The following is a 16,123-nucleotide window of genomic DNA, read 5'->3' as shown; positions in this document are numbered from 1 at the left end:
GTGCACTTTTCGCGCATTGTGACCGCGCGACAGGGGCGGGCCGGGCCGGCACTTGACTCGATATGCTGTCCGGTATTTAACAATCGTGTTATTTAACGAATGTGCAAAATATGACCACCGATGCCCTCAGCCTCACTTTGTCCGCGCTCGCCGACCCAACGCGGCGGGCGATCTTGCAGCGGCTGAGCGAGGGGGAGGCGTCGGTGAGCGAGCTGACCGCGCCGTTCGACATCTCGATGCCGGCCATCTCACGGCACCTGAAGGTGCTGGAGCAGGCCGGCCTCGTGGCGCGCACCCGGCATGCACAATGGCGCCCGGTGCAGCTCAACGCCGCGCCGCTGGCGGAGCTGGCCAACTGGGTCGAGCGCTATCGCCGGCACTGGGACCAGAATTTCGCGCGCATGGATGCGTACCTGGCCGAACTTCAGAAGGGGAACCCCAATGGCCCAAAGCAATAGCGTCACGGCCGAACAGGCAGCCCTGGTGCTGGAGTTCGACCGGCTGTTCGACGCGCCGCGGGCCCTGGTCTGGCTGATGTTCAAGGAGCCCGAGCACATGGTGCGCTGGCACGGGCCGGAGGGCTATGCGCTCCTCAGCTGCGACATCGATTTCCGCGTCGGCGGCAAATGGCGGCGCTGCATGAGCAACGGCCCCGGACACGCCCACTGGATCCGCGGCGAGTATCTCGAGATAGTCGAGCCGCGCCGGCTCAGCTTCAGCTACATCAACGAGTATGACGGGTTCGCAACCGTGGTGACGATGGATTTCGTCGACGAGCACGGCAAGACCCGGATGTACTTCCGCCAGACCCCGTTCATCAGCGTCGAGGAGCGCGATGGGCATGGCTGGGGCTGGAAGAGCGGCTTCGACGTGTTCGACCGCTATGTGGCGCAGTTCATCGACGACGACTGGAGCCCCAAGGGCCGGCCGCGCAGCGATGGCGTCGCCGAGGATATCGTCGCGGCGCGGCGCCGGGCCGTGGAGAGCAAGCGGGAGGACGACAATGCTCACTCTACCAACGATCGTTGAGCGGACGGCTCAGCCCTATGTCGCCATCCGCAAACGGGTGACGATCCCCTTCGGCGAAGTGATAGGGCCGACCATGGATGCCATGTTCTTCGCCGTAAAAGCCAAATCCCTACAACCGGTTGGGCCGGCATTCTTCAAGTACAACATCGTCAATATGCCCGATCTCGAAATCGAGTTCGGCGTGCCCGTAGGCGCTCCGGTGGCGAGCGACGGCCAACTGATCGGCGGCACTCTGCCGGCCGGCCGCTACGCGCAGACCACCTATTGGGGGCACTACGACAACCTGATGGATGTGAACGCCATCCTCATTGGTTGGGCCAAGGAAAAGGGCCTGGCGTGGGATGCGATCGCCGGCAGCGATGGCGATCATTTCGCCGCGCGGCTCGAAATCTACCCCAACAGCCCGGACGAAGAGCCCGACCCGGACAAGTGGGAAACCACCGTCGCCATCAAAATCAGGGATTGAGCCATGCTGCTTAAGGGTCGGACGGCCATCGTCTATGGCGCCTCCGGAGCAGTCGGCGGCGCCGTCGCCAAAGCCTATGCCCGCGAGGGCGCGCGGGTGTTCCTCGCAGCGCGCAACCGCGAGGGGCTGGAAGCCGTGGCGGCCGAGATTGCCGCAGCCGGGGGCAGGGCCGAGGTCGCTCCGGTCGATGCGACCGACCACGATGCGGTCGAGGCGCACCTCCAGGCGATTGTCGCCAAGGCCGGTCCGGTGAAGCTGATGTTCAATGCCGTGGCGGTTGACGACACCCAGGGCCAGAAACTCATCGATATGCCGCGCGACAAGTTCATCGCCCCGATCATTACCGGAATGAAGACCTGGTTCTCCACCGGCACAGCCAATGCCCGTCACATGGCGGCCAATGGCGGCGGCGTCATCGTCGGCATTTCGGCGAACGCCGCCCGCGAAGCCTATGACATCATGGGCGGCTTCGGCGTGGCGATGGGCGCCATCGAACACTTCCTCCGCCATCTCGCGGTCGAGAACGGACCGGCCGGCGTGCGCTGCGTCTGCGTCCGCTCGCCCGGTTCGCCCGACGCGCCAGGCGTGCGGGAGGCGTTCCTGCTGCACGCCAGGGAGGAGGGGATCACCCTCGAGGAAGCCGAACGCCGGGCCGGCGAGCGCACACCACTCCGCCAACTGACGCCGCTGGCCCAGATCGCCGATGTCGCAGTGCTGCTGTCCTCGGACCTCGCGGCTTCGATGACGGCGACGGTGGCGAATGCCACTGGCGGAGCGCAGGTGGATTAACGTTAGTTGCGATGCGTCACGGAGCGAGCCCCCTCTCCCCTGAGGGGAGAGGGTAGTGCAGCTCGGACCTTTAGGTCCGTAGCGTAACTCGGGTGAGGGGTTCAGCTTCTCAGCGAGCGCTCGTTGCGCCGCTTCACCCCTCAACCGGCGCTGCGCGCCACCTCCCGGCGAGGGCTACGCCCTCGTCCGGTTCCCCTGAGGGGAGAAGGAATGGAGTTGCTCGGTAGCGCACAACCGCTCAGAAGAACTCATCCAGCACCGTGTACCACTCGAGCTTCGCCCGGTCCGGCTCCGCAATGCCATAGGCCGCGAGGAACGCCGGGATCGAGGCCGCCCCATAGTTCCAATCGAGGCTTCGGCAGGCCAGCGCCAGGTCCTGGTAGCGGTCGGCAACGCCCAGCCGGCCGCAATCGATGAAGCCGGTAAAGTGCCCATCCTCGGCCATGAAGTTGGGAAAGCAGGCGTCGCCATGGGTGACGACGAGGTCCTCGGTCTTCGGCACTCCGGCGATGAGCCGGGCATGGTCCGCCGGGCCCTGGTCGGGGTCGTCGCCGTCATAGAGCCCGGCATGGTAGCGCGCCGACGCAGCGGCAACGCGGATGCTGGCGCGATGATCGAACGGGCAGCTCGCGGGATCGAGCCGGTGCAACTGCCGCAGCGCTTCAGCGACCAGCCGGACAGCCGTCTCGGCCGTCACCTCTGAGGTGGACGCCAGGTCATGCCCGGGCACCGCCGTCATCAGCAGCCAGTGCCGGCCGTCACGATCGGCGGCGTCGATCACCTCTGGGCAGGGCAGCCCGGTATCATGCAGCCAGCGCAGCCGCTCGATTTCGCCCGGCAGCTCGGCCAGCGGCGAGATTGGCTCGGACTTGATGAAATGTCCGATCCCAGCGCGATACACCCACGCTCCGGATTCGCCGATGGTCTGTGGCACGAGCTCGATGCCGCTGGCCCAGCCGGGCGGCAGGTCTAGTGGTCGCATGCGAAGAAATCACCCTGGTGCCGCAGTGCCTCCGCGAGGCGCGCCTCATAATCCTCGCGCGGGATCTCGATGCCGCCGAAGGTGCGAAGGTGATCGGTGACGAACTGCGTGTCGAGCAGGTGATAGCCGCCGGCCACCAGCCGCTCCAGCAGATGCGCCATGGCGATCTTCGAGCAGTCGGTCTTGCGATGAAACATCGATTCGCCGAAGAACGCCGCCCCCAGCGATACCCCGTAGAGTCCGCCGACCAGCGCAGCCCCATCCCACACCTCGACGGTGTGGACGACGCCGCGCTCGAACAGCGCGCCATAGAGGCGGCGAATCTCGGGGTTGATCCAGGTCGACTCGCGGTCGACCCCGGCCGTGGCGCAACCCTCGATGGTGCCGGCGAAATCGGTATCGACCTTCACCTCAAAGGGGTGGGAGCGCAGCGTCTTCCTCAGGCTTTTCGAGATGTGGAAGTCGTCGAGCGGGATCACGCCACGCTTCTGCGGGCTGACCCAGAACAGGTCCGGCGAATCCGCATCCTCCGCCATCGGGAAAATGCCCGCCTGGTAGGCCCGGATGATCAGCTCGGGCGTCAAATCGATGGCGAACGGATCGGGCTTCTTGCTCATGGGCCGAATATGGGCCCGGCCGGTCGACGAAACAACGCCAAAGCGGGCTTGCAACCGCCGCAAACGCACGCGATATCCCTGACACCGTGGTAGTCAGATGAACAAGTGAGTGCGGCGCATCCTCATCGCGATCGTTACCTTCGCAGTCCTGTTCGTCGCCGCGGGCGGTGTCGGCACCTCCATGCTGATGAACCACCTCTTGACCCCCGGCGGGGTCGACTGGAGCGGCGCCAATAACCCCAACCCGCCAACCGACCCCTACGAGCTCGGCTATCGCGGCGACCCGCTGACCGCGTTGGGGCTGCCGTTCGAGACGGTGAGCTATACGACCGAACTTGGCGCGGCCGAGGCCTGGTTCGTGCCGGCCGCCAATATGGACGGTCCCTGGGCGATCTACGTGCACGGCATCGGCGGCATCCGCGAGAACGGCTACCGGCAGCTGTCGATCCTTAATGAGGCCGGCATCCCGACGCTGCTGATCACCTATCGCAACGACAAGGGCGCGCCGTCTCCCGAGAATGCCATCTACAGTTTTGGCGTCGAGGAGTGGCGTGACCTCGATGCGGCGGTGCGCTGGATATCGGAGCGTGGCGCTCCGAGCATCATCCTCGCCGCGGATTCGATGGGTGGCGGTATCGTCGGGCAGTTCCTCAAGCACTCCGCCCAAACCGACAAGGTGGTCGCCCTGGCGCTCGATGCCCCGGCGCTCGATTTCACCGAGGTGGCCGCCGACAAGATCGGCGCGCGGATGATCCCGCTGGCCCGCACCCTGGCGCGCGCCGGCATCATCGCTTTCGACACCTATCGGAAAGCCCGGCTCAACGAGGCGATCAGCCTCGACGCAGTGGCAAAATTCCCCGGCCCGGTGTTTCTCGCCCACGGTACCGCCGACGCGCTGGTGCCGATCACCATCAGCAAGCGCCTGATCGCGGCGCGGCAGGAGCCGACCACGTTCCTCCAGACGAAAGCCAACCACCTGCTGTCGTTCAAGGAAAGCCCCGCGCGCTATCGCGCCGAGATGGGTGGGTTTCTGAAGAGTCTCGGAAGCTAGAGCGTTTCGTTGAAACGCTCCGGGCTCAGCGGATCACCAGCCGCACCAGCAGCGGCAGGCTGATCGCGGCAAGCACGACCGGCAGCATCAGGACGAGGGCGTCGAGGTAATCGATCATGTGCGGCATGGCACGATCTCCTTAGGATGGCGATCCATGCCACCCCACGGCTGAACCGACGCTGGAGTGCTCGTTCAGATTTCGTTAACGAGTCAGGGGCCCCGGGGCAGCGCGGCGATTGCCTTCTCCCCTTGCGGGAGAAGGCGAACCGGTGCCCGTTGCAGCCGCGTGGTCCGCACCGAGGCATCCAAAAAGAACATCCCCGCTTTCGCGGGGATGCATCGAACTTGGGGACGTGCCATCGCCTGACTGTCAGGCCTTGTTGTCCTTGAGGAACTTTTCCAGCCAGTGGATGTCGTAGTTGCCGGCGATGATGTCCGGTTCCTTGATCAGCCGCTGGAACAGGGGCAGGGTGGTCTTCACCCCATCGACCACGAACTCGTCCACCGCGCGGCGCAGGCGCTGCAGGCATTCGGCGCGGGTGCGGCCATAGACGATCAGTTTGCCGATCAGCGAGTCATAGTAGGGCGGGATCGAGTAGCCCTGGTACACTGCACTGTCCACACGCACGCCGACGCCACCGGCCGGGTGGTAGAACTGGATCTTGCCGGGCGAGGGCGCGAAGGTCTGCGGATCCTCGGCATTGATGCGCACTTCGATGGCGTGGCCGGTGAACTGGACGTCCTTCTGCGCGAGGCTGAGCTTTTCGCCCGAGGCGACGCGGATCTGTTCGTAGACGATGTCGACGCCGGTGATCCGCTCGGTCACCGGGTGCTCCACCTGCAGGCGGGTGTTCATCTCGATGAAGTAGAACTTGCCGTCCTCGTACAGGAACTCGATGGTCCCGGCGCCCGAGTATTTGAGCTTGCGCATCGCGGCGGCGCAGATCTCGCCGATCTCGGCCTGCTCGTTGGCGGGGACGGTCGGCGCCGAAGCCTCTTCCCACACCTTCTGGTGCCGGCGCTGCAGCGAGCAATCGCGGGTGCCGAGGTGCACCGCATTGCCTTGGCCATCGCCGAGCACCTGCACTTCGATGTGCCGGGGCTTGCCGAGGTACTTTTCCATATAGACGGATTCATTGCCGAACGCGGCCTTGGCCTCGGCCCGCGCCGTCGACCAGGCGATCAGTACGTCGGCTTCGGTCGCGGCAACCTTCATGCCGCGCCCGCCACCACCGGCAGTCGCCTTGATCAGCACCGGGTAGCCGATCTCGGCTGCGGTCTGCTTGGCCTCGGCCTCGGTCTTCACTTCGCCAACCGAGCCGGGGACCACCGGAATGCCAAGCTCCACCGCCGTCTTCTTGGCGGTGATCTTGTCGCCCATGATCTCGATATGGTGCGACGAGGGCCCGATGAAGGTGATCTTGTGTTCCGAGAGGATGCGGGCAAAGCGCGCATTCTCCGACAGGAACCCATAGCCCGGATGCACGGCGTCGGCGCCGGTGATCTCGCAGGCCGCCATGATCGAGGGAATATTGAGGTAGCTGTCCTTGGCCGGCGGCGGCCCGATGCAGACGCTTTCGTCGGCGAGGCGCACATGCATGGCGTTGGAGTCGGCGGTCGAATGGACGGCCACCGTCTGAATGCCGAGCTCCTTGCAGGCCCTGAGGATGCGGAGCGCGATCTCGCCGCGGTTGGCGATGAGGACCTTCTGGAACATCCTGGGTTTACTCGATCACGACGAGCGGCTGGCCGTATTCGACCGGCGAGGCGTCTTCGACGAGGATGCGGGTGACGGTGCCCGAGCGATGCGCCGGGATCTGGTTCATCGTCTTCATCGCTTCGATGATGAGGACGGTCTGGCCTTCCGACACCTTGGTGCCCATGCTGGCGAAGGCGGGCTTGCCCGGCTCGGGCGAGAGATAGGCCGTGCCGACCATCGGCGAGGTCAGGGTGCCCGGGTTCGAGCTCAGGTCGTCGCTAGCGGGCGCGATGCCTGCCGCGGAGCCGGCCGGAGCCGTCGGCGCTGCGGCGGCATAGGCCGCGGGAGCCGGCGCGTAGGCCGGCACAGCGACCTGCTGCACCGCCTGGCTGGCATAGGAGCGGGTGACGCGGACGCGCAGGTCGTCGCGTTCGATCTCGATCTCGGCAAGGTTCTGCTCGTTGAGCAGCTTGGCGATGGCCTCGATCAGTTCCTGATCGGTATTCGGGGACGACGCCTTGGTCATATTCTGCCTCTTAGAGTTTTTCGGCCAGTGCGTGGAGCGCCAGCCTATATCCGGTAGCGCCCAGACCGCAAATCACCCCCATCGCCACCGGCGAAACGTAGGAGTGATGGCGGAACGCCTCACGGGTGTAGATGTTGGAGAGGTGAACTTCGATCACCGGCAACGCCACGGCGCGAAACGCATCGTGGATGGCGATCGAGGTGTGCGAATAGGCGCCCGGGTTGATGACGATGGCGTCGAAACTGCCCAGCGCCTCTTGGATCCAGGTGACCAGTTCGCCTTCGATATTGGATTGCTTGCAGGTGACCTCGAGGCCGAGCGTCTTGCCTTCGGCAATCGCCATCTTCTCGATGTCGGCAAGCGTCTGCGAGCCGTAGGTCTGGGGCTCGCGGGTCCCGAGCATGTTGAGGTTCGGGCCGTTGAGAACAAGGACGCGGTGAGCCATGGTTCGTGCCTTTTGCACTGGCCCCCCAGCGGGCGCAAGCGTGGCGCGGAGTAATGCACGAAAAAGGGCGGATTTGCGGCGGCAGAGCGGGTCGAACGCCGCTTTACGCGGTGGCTGTGGACCCCCACCCCTGTCCCCTCCCCGCAAGGGGGAGGGAGACGCTCCCACCGGCGTCAGTGTTTTGGTCTCCCTCCCCCTCAGGGCGACATCTTGTCGTCCCTTGCGGGGAGGGGACAGGGGTGGGGGGCGGCTCGCGCCGGCGGAGAGGTTGATCCGCCTAAGTCACTCAGCCCGGCTGCTCCGTGGTGCACACCGTCGCCCCACACGCCCGCATATTGGCGATGCGTTGCTTCAGGGCGTCGAGGCCGATGGCGCCGGGGATGATCTCGTCGCCGATGATGAAGGTCGGGGTGCCGGTGATCTTCAGCCGGTCGGCGATGCGGTAGCTTTCCTCGATCACCTTGTCGACTCTCGGCGTCGCCATGCCCATCTCGAGGGTGATGGGGTTGAGCCCGAGGTCCGCCGCAGCCTTCAGCGCCGCCGCCTTGTCGACCTGGCCGCGGCTGGTGAACAGCGCCTGGTGGAAGGCCCAGTAGTCGACATCGGCGTCAGCCACCTGCGCGGCGATGCGCGCGGCATCCACCGAGCCCTGCGACAGGATCGGGAACTCCTTTAGCACCACCTTGAGGTTCTTATCGCTGTCGAGCAGCGCCGCGAGATCGGGCAGGGCCTGCCGGCAATAGCCGCAATTATAGTCGAACATCTCGACCAGCGTGACGTCGCCATTGGGGTTGCCGAGCACGATGCCGTTCTCGGACTCGAAGATCGCGGGCTTGAGCTCGACCATCGCGGTGCGTGTCGCGGCCATGCGCTCGGCGGTCAGTTCGGCATCGAGGGCGGCGGAAACCTTCTGCAGGATGCGCGGATTGCCGAGCAGGTATTTCTCGATCATCGGATCGATGGCCGACTGCTCGAGCGCCGCCACCGGTTGCGGGGTGTCCTGCTTGGGTTGCTTGGCGATCAGGTCGGCGACGATGGTTTCGACCGCCGAAGCGGTGAGGCCTGGCTCCGGCTTGGCCTTCGCCACCACGTTCTCGGCGATGGCCGTGACGGCAGCTTCATCGAGCTTCGGCGTCGACAGCAGCGTCGCGCCGAGCCCGCCCGCCAGCACACCGACGGCAAGCACGAGGATGGTGGTGAGGCGAGACATGCGAACTCCGGAACGACCCTGTTGCGGTCCTGTCTAGCAGACCAGGCCGATTATGCCATGCTGCGCCGCCCGGACCGAACGCCGCGGCTTCAATTCTAGTTGAGGCGGCGCGGCAATTCCCGTAGCCAAGGCGCCATGCAGACCGACGAAAAACTCACCGGCCTGAGGCCGTTCTACGTGATGGAAGTCACCGCGCGCTCCAAGCTCGTCGAAGCGAGCGGTCGCAGCGTGATGCACATGGAATCGGGCGAGCCGGGTGCGCCGCCGGCGCCGCGGGTGCGCGAGGCGGTTGCCGCCGCGCTGGAACTGCCGCAGCACTACACCCATTCGGCCGGGCAGATCGAACTGCGCCGCGCCCTGGTCGACTATTATGGTTCGCAGCACGGCGCGACGGTCGATCCCGAGAGCATCGTCGTGACCATGGGCTCGTCTTCGGGCTTCATCCTCGCCTTCCTCGGGGCATTCGGGCCTGGTGCGAAGATCGCGGTGACCCGTCCCGGTTACCCGGCCTACCTCAACACGCTCGATGCCCTCGGCATGCAGGCGGTCGAGATCCCGGTGACGGCCGCCGCCGGCTGGCGGCTCAGCGCCGCCGATGTCGAGGCGGCCTATGCCCGCGAAAAGTTCGATGGCCTGCTGTTCGCCTCGCCGGCTAACCCGACCGGCGCCGCGGTGACGCGCGAGGCGCTGAAGGAGATCGTCGACGTCTGCGCCCGGCTCGGCGTGCAGTTCATTTCCGACGAGATCTACCACGGGCTCGACTACCGGGCGCCGTCGGTGTCGGCACTCGAGTTCACCGACGACGCCATCATCATCAACAGCTTTTCAAAATACTACTGCATGACCGGCTGGCGCATCGGCTGGATGGTGCTGCCCGAGCGGTTCAACCGGCGCACCAACATCCTGCAGCAGAACCTGTTCATCGCCGCCCCGACCCTCAGCCAGATCGCCGGCCGCGTGGCGCTCGGCGAGCGGGAGTATTCCGAGCAGCAGAAGGCGCAGTACGCGGTGAACCGGCACGTGCTGGCCGAGGGGCTGGCGCAGTTCGGTCTTGCCTCCGCCAACGAGGGCGACGGCGCGTTTTACGCCTATGTCGATTTTTCCCGCTTCACCAATGACTCGCTCAGCTTCTGCATGCAGATGCTCGACGCAGTCGGGGTGGCGGCAACGCCTGGCATCGACTTCGACCGGCTCAACGGCAACCGCTTCGTGCGCTTCTCCTACGCCGGCACACGCGCGACGATCGACGAGGGTCTGAACCGGATCGAGAGGTTCTTGAAGGGGCGTTAAGGCGATGAGCGGGCTGGTGATTCCTACGATCGAGACGGCGCGGCTGCGCTTGCGTCGGCCGGCCCTCGCGGATTTTCCCGCGTTCGAGCAGATCATGATGTCGGACCGGGCCAAGTATATGGGCGGGCCATTCGACCGCTGGGGCGCCTGGGGCATGTTCTGCCACGACATCGCCAGTTGGGACCTTTTCGGCCATGGCGGGCTGATGGTGGTCCGACACGACGGCGTATGCGTCGGCGAAGTGAGCATCAACCACGGCCCGCTGTTTCCCGAGAAGGAACTGGGCTGGATGCTCTATCACGGCTTTGAGGGGAAGGGATACGCGACGGAAGCCGCAGCGGCATTCCGCGACTGGGCCTTTGCGACGCTGCGGCTGCCGAGCCTCGTCAGCTATTTCGACCCCGCCAACACCCGCTCGATCGCTGTGGCCGTGCGCCTCGGTGCGATGCGGGACGACGATGCCCCGCGCCAGGACGCAGAAGATCTGGTCTACCGCCACCACCGGCCCGTCTGAGCGAGCCGGCGTTTCGGCTGTCGTTACTGAGCCCCTCTCCTCGGGGCGTTACCGCGCTCCCTGAGGGACGAGTGGTCCCAGCGAACATCGCGCGCGCTGCACACCCCACCCATCCCTCCCCGTCAAGGGGAGGGTGCCGGCCGGTGCTTGTGGCTACGTCTGGCCACAACCTCGATGCCCACCTCCCCCTTGACGGGGGAGGCAAGCGCAGCTTGGGAGCGCAGCGAGGCTAGCGCAGCTCGGAGGGGGTGTGCCGACGCCACGGTACTTGCGGCTGCGCCTCCACCAGCTTTGCTGGTGATGCTCCCAGTGAAACCGCCCTAGCGCGGATTATCCGCCAGCACGAACGGGCGCAGCCGGTGGCCGTCAAGATCCTCGACCACGAAGGTGAAGCCGAAATCCATCTCGGTCGGCGCCTGCAGCACCTTCAGCCCCAGCTTGCTCCACTCTTCGAAGGTAGCGCGGACCGCGTCCTGGCTGTCTTCGCTGAACGAGATCTCGACCCCGCCGGCGGCGTTCGGCCTGGGCTCCATCTCGTCGGCCAGCCACAGGCCGATCTTCAACCCATTGGGCAGCACGTAGAGCACGAAGGTCGGGGCTTTCTCCACCGGCTCGCGGCCGAGCAGCTTGCTGTAAAGCTCAGCGCTCCGCAGCGGGTCGCGGACGGCGAGGAGCAGGTAGTTGAGGGTGCGCATGGGAGGTCTCCGTTGTCGATGGAGACCGTCTAGCCGGCAGCACTGACAGTTTCCGGCAGTGGTCGATTTCCCGCTGCTCAGCGAACCGGAATACCCTCGCGCTCGCGCCACTCCTTCAGCATGGCGGCGCGTCGGCGCGGGTAACGCTCAGCCAGGATCTCCATGCGGTCGATACGATCGAGCCGAAAATGCCGATAGTCGGTGCGGAGTTCGCACCACCCGATGACCACACGCACCCGGTCGAAGAAGCCGATGGCAAACGGCCAGATCGTGCGCTCGGTCGCCGTGCCGCCGGCATTGCGATAGGCGATAACCAGCTTCTTCTGCTCGCGGATGGCGAGGCGGATGGCCGAGAGGTCGACCTGCGCCGGGATCACCTCGCCGCCTCCGACCAGGAGGTTCGAGCCGTCGACGCTGTCGCGCAACTCGCTCGGCAGCACCGCGGTGATCTTGCTCAGGGCATTGGCTGCCGCATCGCCCAGCCGCGGATCCTCGGCGCGACGGGCTACCCAGCGCGAACCGAGCACCAGCGCCTCGATCTCGTCAGCCGAGAACATCAGCGGCGGTAGCGTGAAGCCAGGGCGGAGCACATAGCCAAGTCCGGGTTCGCCCTGGATATCGGCGCCCTGCGCCTGCAGCGTCGCGATATCGCGGTAGAGCGTGCGGATCGAGATGCCGAGTTCATCGGCCAGGGCAGGGCCGGTCACCGGCGCCCGATGGCGGCGCAGCAACTGGATCAGGTCGAGCAGGCGTTCGGTGCGGGACATGCGCCTCAGATATCAGATTGACGGCGGCGCGGCGTCGACTTCCAGACGCTGCCATTTTTCAGCAAGATCGGTCGAGCGTACCTTCCAGCACCTTGGCAGAGTGATCGCGCCACAGGAGGGCAGGATGACGACGCGGCAAGCGGCCCATGACGCGCGCATGAAACGGGTGTTGAGCTACATCGACCAGCATCTTGAGGACGATCTTGGCCTCGATGCGCTGAGTGCCGTTGCGGCCTTGTCGAAGTACCATTTCCATCGCCAGTTCAGGGCATCCTTCGGCATCTCTGTGCATCGCTATGTCCAACTGGTCCGCATGAAACGAGCCGGACAAGTGCTGGCGTTCACGCAGGGGGCGAGCGTAACCGAGGCCGCACTGGATGTCGGCTACACTGCCCCCGATGCCTTTGCCCGCGTATTTCGGGAACGGTTGGGACAAACCCCTTCCGCATTCCGGGATACTCCCAACTGGGAGGAGTGGCTTGCCGGTCTGTGGCCAATGACCAACGCCAGGAGCAGGCTCATGAAAACGAAGTACTCGTTGGACGACGTTCACACCGTGGACGTGCCGGAAACACCCGTCGCGGTCCTGCAGCACCGAGGCAACCCGGCCCTGGTCGGTGCGACCATCCAGAAGTTCATCGGCTGGCGACGCGCAGTAGGTCTGAAGGCGGCTGCGAGTCAGACCTACAATGTCTTTCATTCGGATTCCGAGATCACGCCGGCGGACGAGTTCCGCGTCGACATCTGTGCCGCGACGGACCGAACAATCGAACCAAACGAGCAGGGCGTGGAGGCCGGTGTTATCCCGGCCGGACGTTGTGCGGTGCTGCGAGCCATCGGCAGCGAGAATGTCGAGCCGGCGATCGAGTTCCTGTATCGCGACTGGTTACCGTCAAGCGGTGAAACCCTGCGGGATTTTCCGCTCTACTGTGAGCGGGTGAGCGTTGTTCCGGTCGTTGCCGAACACGAGGTCGTCACCGACATCTTCCTGCCGCTGGCCATGACAAGCCATATCGAGGCGTGAGACCGGCGCTTGAGGCGAGCCTGCAACGAGAAAGGGCGGGAGATGATCCCGCCCTTTTCGATTCTGCATGTGTGCTTTCGCTTAGCCGCCGAGGCCCAGGCGGCGCTGCCACCAGCCGGCCTTCTTCGGCTTGGCGTCTTCCGCCGGCTGCTCTTCAGCGGCCGGGGCGGTCGAACTCACGACGATCTCGCCTTCCGGGATGACCTTCTTGGCGCGACGGCGCGGTGCGGCCTCGGGCTCCGGCGCGGGAGCCGCGGCAGCTTCGGCGACGGTTTCCGCCGGCGCAGCTTCGGCAGCCACGGCCTCAGCCGGCGCGGCCTTGGGCTTGCGGGCCCGCGACGGCTTGGGCTTCGGAGCATCCTCGGTGACGGCTTCCGGCTCGGCAGCCGGCGCGGCCTTGGGAGCAGCCTTCTTTGCCCCCCGAGCGGGCTTCTTTGCGACCACGGGAGCATCCGCCACCACGGGAGCATCCGCGACTACGGGTGCTGACGCTTCTGCGACCTCGGGAGCAGCTTGCGCTGCAACCACCGGAGCAGACTCCTCTGCCACAGGCTCGGGCTTCTTGCGGCGACCACGCTTCGGCTTTTCGGCCGGCGCTTCGTCGGCTGCCACCGAACCGGCCGCGCTGGCCGGCGCTTCGGCAACCACTGCCACGGCCGGCGCGTCGGCTGCAGCGACGGCTTCTTCCGAACTCGGCTCGGCCGTCACGCCATCACGCTGCTCGCCACCCTCGCCATCGCGACGGTTGCGACGACCGCCACGACGACCGCGGCGGCGGCGACGACGCGGCTCGCCGTCTTCACCGACGGCACCTTCACCCGCCTGGCGCGGCGCCTCATCGCCTTCACCGTCCTCGGACTCGTCGTCCGATGCGGCCTCGACGGGCTGGCGCGGCTGCTGCTGTTGCTGGCCACCCTGCGGACGATCCTCGCGATCGCCACCACGACGGCGACGACGACGACGACGGCCGGAGCGTTCGCCACCTTCTTCGGTCCGCGCCTGACGCTCGCCACCACCGGTAGCGGCTTCTTCTTCCTCCTCGTCGTCCTCATCCTCGATCAACGCGTCGGCCGCTTCGGCCTCGGCGTCGATGATCGTGGTGGTGTCGACGCGGACGTGCGTGCCGGCAGGCTCGCTGCGGTCGAGTACGCGGGCCTCGCCACGTTCGATGGCGAAGTGCGAGGGACCGACATGGTCATCGGCGACGATGGTGATCGAGAGGCCATACTTGGCCTCGAGGTTGTTCAGCGTGCCGCGCTTGGTATTGAGGATGTAGAGCGCCACATCAGTCGGCACCCGCACATTGATCGACTGGCCAGGCTTGCGCAGCACGTGGTCTTCCACGTTGCGCATCACCATCAGCGCCAGGCTCTCCACCGAGCGGACCAGGCCGGTGCCCTGGCAGGTCGGGCACTTGTGCGTCGAGCTTTCGACCACGCCGAAGCGGATACGCTGGCGGCTCATCTCGAGCAGGCCGAAATGGCTGATACGGCCGACCTGGATGCGGGCCCGGTCGTTCTTCAGGCATTCCTTGAGCTTGCGCTCCACCGCCCGGTTCGAGCGGTTCTCCACCATGTCGATGAAGTCGATGACGATCAGGCCGGCCAGATCGCGCAACCTCAGCTGGCGGGAGACTTCCTCCGCCGCCTCGAGGTTGGTCTGCAGCGCCGTGTCCTCGATATTGTGTTCCTTGGTGGCGCGGCCGGAGTTCACGTCGATCGAGACCAAGGCCTCGGTCGGGTTGATCACCAGATAGCCGCCCGACGGCAGGGTGACCTGCGGCGAGAACATCTGGTCGAGCTGACCTTCGACGTTGAACTTACTGAACAGCGGCGCGTCATCCTTGTAGAGCTGCACGTTCTTGGCGTGGCTCGGCATGATCATGCGCATGAAGTCTTTGGCTTCGCGGTAGGCGTCGTCGCCCGCCACGAACAACTCGTCGATATCCTTGTTGTAGAGGTCGCGGATGGTCCGCTTGATCAGCGAGCCTTCCTCGTAGACGAGGCAGGGGGCCTGCGACTTGAGCGTCAGCGAGCGGACGTTCTCCCACAGCCGCTGCAGGTACTCGAAGTCGCGCTTCACCTCGGCCTTGGTGCGGCTGGCGCCGGCCGTGCGCAGGATGATCCCCTGGCCCTGCGGCACTTCAAGATCCCCGACGATGTCCTTGAGACGCTTACGGTCTGCAGCGTTGGTGATCTTACGGGAAATCCCGCCGCCACGCGCGGTATTGGGCATCAGCACCGAGTAGCGGCCGGCCAGCGACAGGTAGGTGGTGAGGGCCGCGCCCTTGTTGCCACGCTCTTCCTTGACCACCTGCACCAGCATCACCTGCCGGCGCTTGATCACTTCCTGGATCTTGTACTGGTGGCGGCGCTGCGACGGACGACGGCGTTCCTGCACGTCTTCCAGCGCATCCGAACCACCGACGCTTTCGACCGGCTCGTTGCTGGTCGGCGCCTGCTCGATGTGGCTGTGTTCTTCATCGCCCTCGGCGTCGTCATGCTCCGACGAAACCTCGGCCGGCGCGGCGGCATTGGCCGCGGCGTGCTCGTGTTCGTGCTCGTCGTCGTCATGCGCCTCGTCGCGCAGCAGCGCTTCGCGGTCGGCAATGGGGATCTGGTAATAGTCGGGATGGATTTCCGAGAAGGCGAGGAAGCCGTGGCGGTTGCCGCCATACTCGATGAAAGCCGCCTGGAGCGAGGGCTCCACGCGCGTCACCTTGGCGAGGTAGATATTACCCCGCAGCTGCCGCCGCTGGGCGGATTCGAAATCGAACTCTTCGAGCCGGTTCCCGTTAGTGACGACGATCCGTGTTTCTTCCGGGTGGATGGCATCCACCAGCATGCGCTTTGTAGCCATAGACTAAGTCTCCGCGCCGTCGCGCGCCGACACCGATCGACCGGCGAACCGGTCCTCCTGGCGTAGCGCAATGCGAGGCGAATGGTTTTAGGAGGATGGCGCGCGAGGCGCCGGCAAAAGCAACGGCGCGCGCGCCGCCGCGAGACTGGAGAGCGAAGGC

The 16,123-nt window shown here is 65.7% G+C and carries 17 protein-coding genes; 8 read left to right on the top strand and 9 right to left on the bottom strand.

Annotated features, from left to right (window positions below; all coding sequences use genetic code 11):
* Positions 1–110 precede the first annotated feature (110 nt).
* The 4 genes from ACSQ23_RS11165 to ACSQ23_RS11150 are packed head-to-tail and all read left to right on the top strand — an operon-like array spanning position 111 to position 2,284.
* Positions 111–458, top strand: a complete 348-nt coding sequence (locus ACSQ23_RS11165; RefSeq protein ID WP_436090654.1) for an ArsR/SmtB family transcription factor — start codon at positions 111–113, stop codon at positions 456–458.
* Positions 442–1,029 carry an SRPBCC family protein gene (locus ACSQ23_RS11160; protein WP_436090653.1) on the top strand — a complete coding sequence of 196 codons (588 nt, stop codon included), beginning with the start codon at positions 442–444 and terminating at the stop codon, positions 1,027–1,029. Before ACSQ23_RS11165 ends, ACSQ23_RS11160 begins: the two co-directional genes overlap by 17 nt.
* Positions 1,004–1,495 (top strand): GyrI-like domain-containing protein, encoded by a 492-nt coding sequence (locus ACSQ23_RS11155; RefSeq protein ID WP_436090652.1) that lies wholly within the window; start codon positions 1,004–1,006, stop codon positions 1,493–1,495. Before ACSQ23_RS11160 ends, ACSQ23_RS11155 begins: the two co-directional genes overlap by 26 nt.
* Positions 1,496–1,498: 3 nt before the next feature.
* Positions 1,499–2,284 carry an SDR family NAD(P)-dependent oxidoreductase gene (locus ACSQ23_RS11150; protein WP_436090651.1) on the top strand — a complete coding sequence of 262 codons (786 nt, stop codon included), beginning with the start codon at positions 1,499–1,501 and terminating at the stop codon, positions 2,282–2,284.
* A 238-nt stretch (positions 2,285–2,522) separates the two neighbouring features.
* Here the strand turns inward: ACSQ23_RS11150 and ACSQ23_RS11145 are convergent, their stop codons facing one another.
* A complete protein-coding gene (locus ACSQ23_RS11145; RefSeq protein ID WP_436090650.1) occupies positions 2,523–3,266 on the bottom strand; it encodes an APH(3') family aminoglycoside O-phosphotransferase in 744 nt (247 codons plus the stop codon).
* The gene (gene aat / locus ACSQ23_RS11140; RefSeq protein ID WP_436090649.1) at positions 3,254–3,883 is read right to left on the bottom strand and encodes a leucyl/phenylalanyl-tRNA--protein transferase; all 630 of its coding nucleotides are present in this window, start codon (positions 3,881–3,883) and stop codon (positions 3,254–3,256) included. The genes ACSQ23_RS11145 and aat overlap by 13 nt, the downstream gene beginning before the upstream one ends.
* 109 nt (positions 3,884–3,992) lie before the next feature.
* Here aat and ACSQ23_RS11135 point away from each other — a divergent pair, with 109 nt between their 5' ends.
* Positions 3,993–4,934 (top strand): alpha/beta hydrolase, encoded by a 942-nt coding sequence (locus ACSQ23_RS11135; protein WP_055996266.1) that lies wholly within the window; start codon positions 3,993–3,995, stop codon positions 4,932–4,934.
* 370 nt (positions 4,935–5,304) lie between these two features.
* Here the strand turns inward: ACSQ23_RS11135 and accC are convergent, their stop codons facing one another.
* The 4 genes from accC to ACSQ23_RS11115 all read right to left on the bottom strand — a co-directional run bounded on the left by accC (position 5,305) and on the right by ACSQ23_RS11115 (position 8,814).
* A complete protein-coding gene (accC, locus tag ACSQ23_RS11130; RefSeq protein WP_436090648.1) occupies positions 5,305–6,651 on the bottom strand; it encodes an acetyl-CoA carboxylase biotin carboxylase subunit in 1,347 nt (448 codons plus the stop codon).
* Positions 6,652–6,658: 7 nt separating this feature from the next.
* Positions 6,659–7,159 (bottom strand): acetyl-CoA carboxylase biotin carboxyl carrier protein, encoded by a 501-nt coding sequence (gene accB, locus ACSQ23_RS11125; protein ID WP_436090647.1) that lies wholly within the window; start codon positions 7,157–7,159, stop codon positions 6,659–6,661.
* A gap of 10 nt (positions 7,160–7,169) precedes the next feature.
* Positions 7,170–7,604, bottom strand: coding sequence for a type II 3-dehydroquinate dehydratase (aroQ, locus tag ACSQ23_RS11120; RefSeq protein ID WP_055996273.1), 435 nt, complete (start codon positions 7,602–7,604; stop codon positions 7,170–7,172).
* A 286-nt stretch (positions 7,605–7,890) separates the two neighbouring features.
* Positions 7,891–8,814: a DsbA family protein gene (locus ACSQ23_RS11115; RefSeq protein WP_436090646.1), complete on the bottom strand. Its 924-nt coding sequence runs from the start codon at positions 8,812–8,814 to the stop codon at positions 7,891–7,893.
* A gap of 135 nt (positions 8,815–8,949) precedes the next feature.
* Here ACSQ23_RS11115 and ACSQ23_RS11110 point away from each other — a divergent pair, with 135 nt between their 5' ends.
* Both ACSQ23_RS11110 and ACSQ23_RS11105 read left to right on the top strand, forming a co-directional pair.
* Positions 8,950–10,104 (top strand): pyridoxal phosphate-dependent aminotransferase, encoded by a 1,155-nt coding sequence (locus ACSQ23_RS11110; protein WP_055996279.1) that lies wholly within the window; start codon positions 8,950–8,952, stop codon positions 10,102–10,104.
* 4 nt (positions 10,105–10,108) lie between these two features.
* Entirely contained in the window at positions 10,109–10,618 is a 510-nt protein-coding gene (locus ACSQ23_RS11105; RefSeq protein ID WP_055996282.1) for a GNAT family N-acetyltransferase, read from the top strand.
* A gap of 320 nt (positions 10,619–10,938) precedes the next feature.
* Here the strand turns inward: ACSQ23_RS11105 and ACSQ23_RS11100 are convergent, their stop codons facing one another.
* Entirely contained in the window at positions 10,939–11,313 is a 375-nt protein-coding gene (locus ACSQ23_RS11100) for a VOC family protein (RefSeq protein WP_436090645.1), read from the bottom strand.
* A gap of 77 nt (positions 11,314–11,390) precedes the next feature.
* Positions 11,391–12,080 carry a helix-turn-helix transcriptional regulator gene (locus ACSQ23_RS11095; protein ID WP_055878001.1) on the bottom strand — a complete coding sequence of 230 codons (690 nt, stop codon included), beginning with the start codon at positions 12,078–12,080 and terminating at the stop codon, positions 11,391–11,393.
* 124 nt (positions 12,081–12,204) lie between these two features.
* Between ACSQ23_RS11095 and ACSQ23_RS11090 the strand changes: the two genes are divergently transcribed.
* Entirely contained in the window at positions 12,205–13,104 is a 900-nt protein-coding gene (locus ACSQ23_RS11090) for an AraC family transcriptional regulator (RefSeq protein ID WP_436090644.1), read from the top strand.
* An 81-nt stretch (positions 13,105–13,185) separates the two neighbouring features.
* Here the strand turns inward: ACSQ23_RS11090 and ACSQ23_RS11085 are convergent, their stop codons facing one another.
* Positions 13,186–15,963, bottom strand: coding sequence for an Rne/Rng family ribonuclease (locus tag ACSQ23_RS11085; RefSeq protein WP_436090643.1), 2,778 nt, complete (start codon positions 15,961–15,963; stop codon positions 13,186–13,188).
* Positions 15,964–16,123 lie beyond the last annotated feature (160 nt).

This window comes from Devosia sp. LjRoot16 (assembly GCF_964252795.1).
Classification (GTDB): Bacteria; Pseudomonadota; Alphaproteobacteria; order Rhizobiales; family Devosiaceae; genus Devosia_A.
This window is presented reverse-complemented; position numbering and strand designations above follow the sequence as displayed.

What these genes read in the sequence shown, in the direction of transcription:
- ACSQ23_RS11165 (WP_436090654.1), top strand. Translation starts at nt 111, where the DNA reads ATGACCACCGATGCCCTCAGCCTCACTTTGTCCGCGCTCGCCGACCCA.
- ACSQ23_RS11160 (WP_436090653.1), top strand. Translation starts at nt 442, where the DNA reads ATGGCCCAAAGCAATAGCGTCACGGCCGAACAGGCAGCCCTGGTGCTG.
- ACSQ23_RS11155 (WP_436090652.1), top strand. Translation starts at nt 1,004, where the DNA reads ATGCTCACTCTACCAACGATCGTTGAGCGGACGGCTCAGCCCTATGTC.
- ACSQ23_RS11150 (WP_436090651.1), top strand. Translation starts at nt 1,499, where the DNA reads ATGCTGCTTAAGGGTCGGACGGCCATCGTCTATGGCGCCTCCGGAGCA.
- ACSQ23_RS11145 (WP_436090650.1), bottom strand. Translation starts at nt 3,266, where the DNA reads ATGCGACCACTAGACCTGCCGCCCGGCTGGGCCAGCGGCATCGAGCTC.
- aat (WP_436090649.1), bottom strand. Translation starts at nt 3,883, where the DNA reads ATGAGCAAGAAGCCCGATCCGTTCGCCATCGATTTGACGCCCGAGCTG.
- accC (WP_436090648.1), bottom strand. Translation starts at nt 6,651, where the DNA reads ATGTTCCAGAAGGTCCTCATCGCCAACCGCGGCGAGATCGCGCTCCGC.
- accB (WP_436090647.1), bottom strand. Translation starts at nt 7,159, where the DNA reads ATGACCAAGGCGTCGTCCCCGAATACCGATCAGGAACTGATCGAGGCC.
- aroQ (WP_055996273.1), bottom strand. Translation starts at nt 7,604, where the DNA reads ATGGCTCACCGCGTCCTTGTTCTCAACGGCCCGAACCTCAACATGCTC.
- ACSQ23_RS11115 (WP_436090646.1), bottom strand. Translation starts at nt 8,814, where the DNA reads ATGTCTCGCCTCACCACCATCCTCGTGCTTGCCGTCGGTGTGCTGGCG.
- ACSQ23_RS11110 (WP_055996279.1), top strand. Translation starts at nt 8,950, where the DNA reads ATGCAGACCGACGAAAAACTCACCGGCCTGAGGCCGTTCTACGTGATG.
- ACSQ23_RS11105 (WP_055996282.1), top strand. Translation starts at nt 10,109, where the DNA reads ATGAGCGGGCTGGTGATTCCTACGATCGAGACGGCGCGGCTGCGCTTG.
- ACSQ23_RS11100 (WP_436090645.1), bottom strand. Translation starts at nt 11,313, where the DNA reads ATGCGCACCCTCAACTACCTGCTCCTCGCCGTCCGCGACCCGCTGCGG.
- ACSQ23_RS11095 (WP_055878001.1), bottom strand. Translation starts at nt 12,080, where the DNA reads ATGTCCCGCACCGAACGCCTGCTCGACCTGATCCAGTTGCTGCGCCGC.
- ACSQ23_RS11090 (WP_436090644.1), top strand. Translation starts at nt 12,205, where the DNA reads ATGACGACGCGGCAAGCGGCCCATGACGCGCGCATGAAACGGGTGTTG.
- ACSQ23_RS11085 (WP_436090643.1), bottom strand. Translation starts at nt 15,963, where the DNA reads ATGGCTACAAAGCGCATGCTGGTGGATGCCATCCACCCGGAAGAAACA.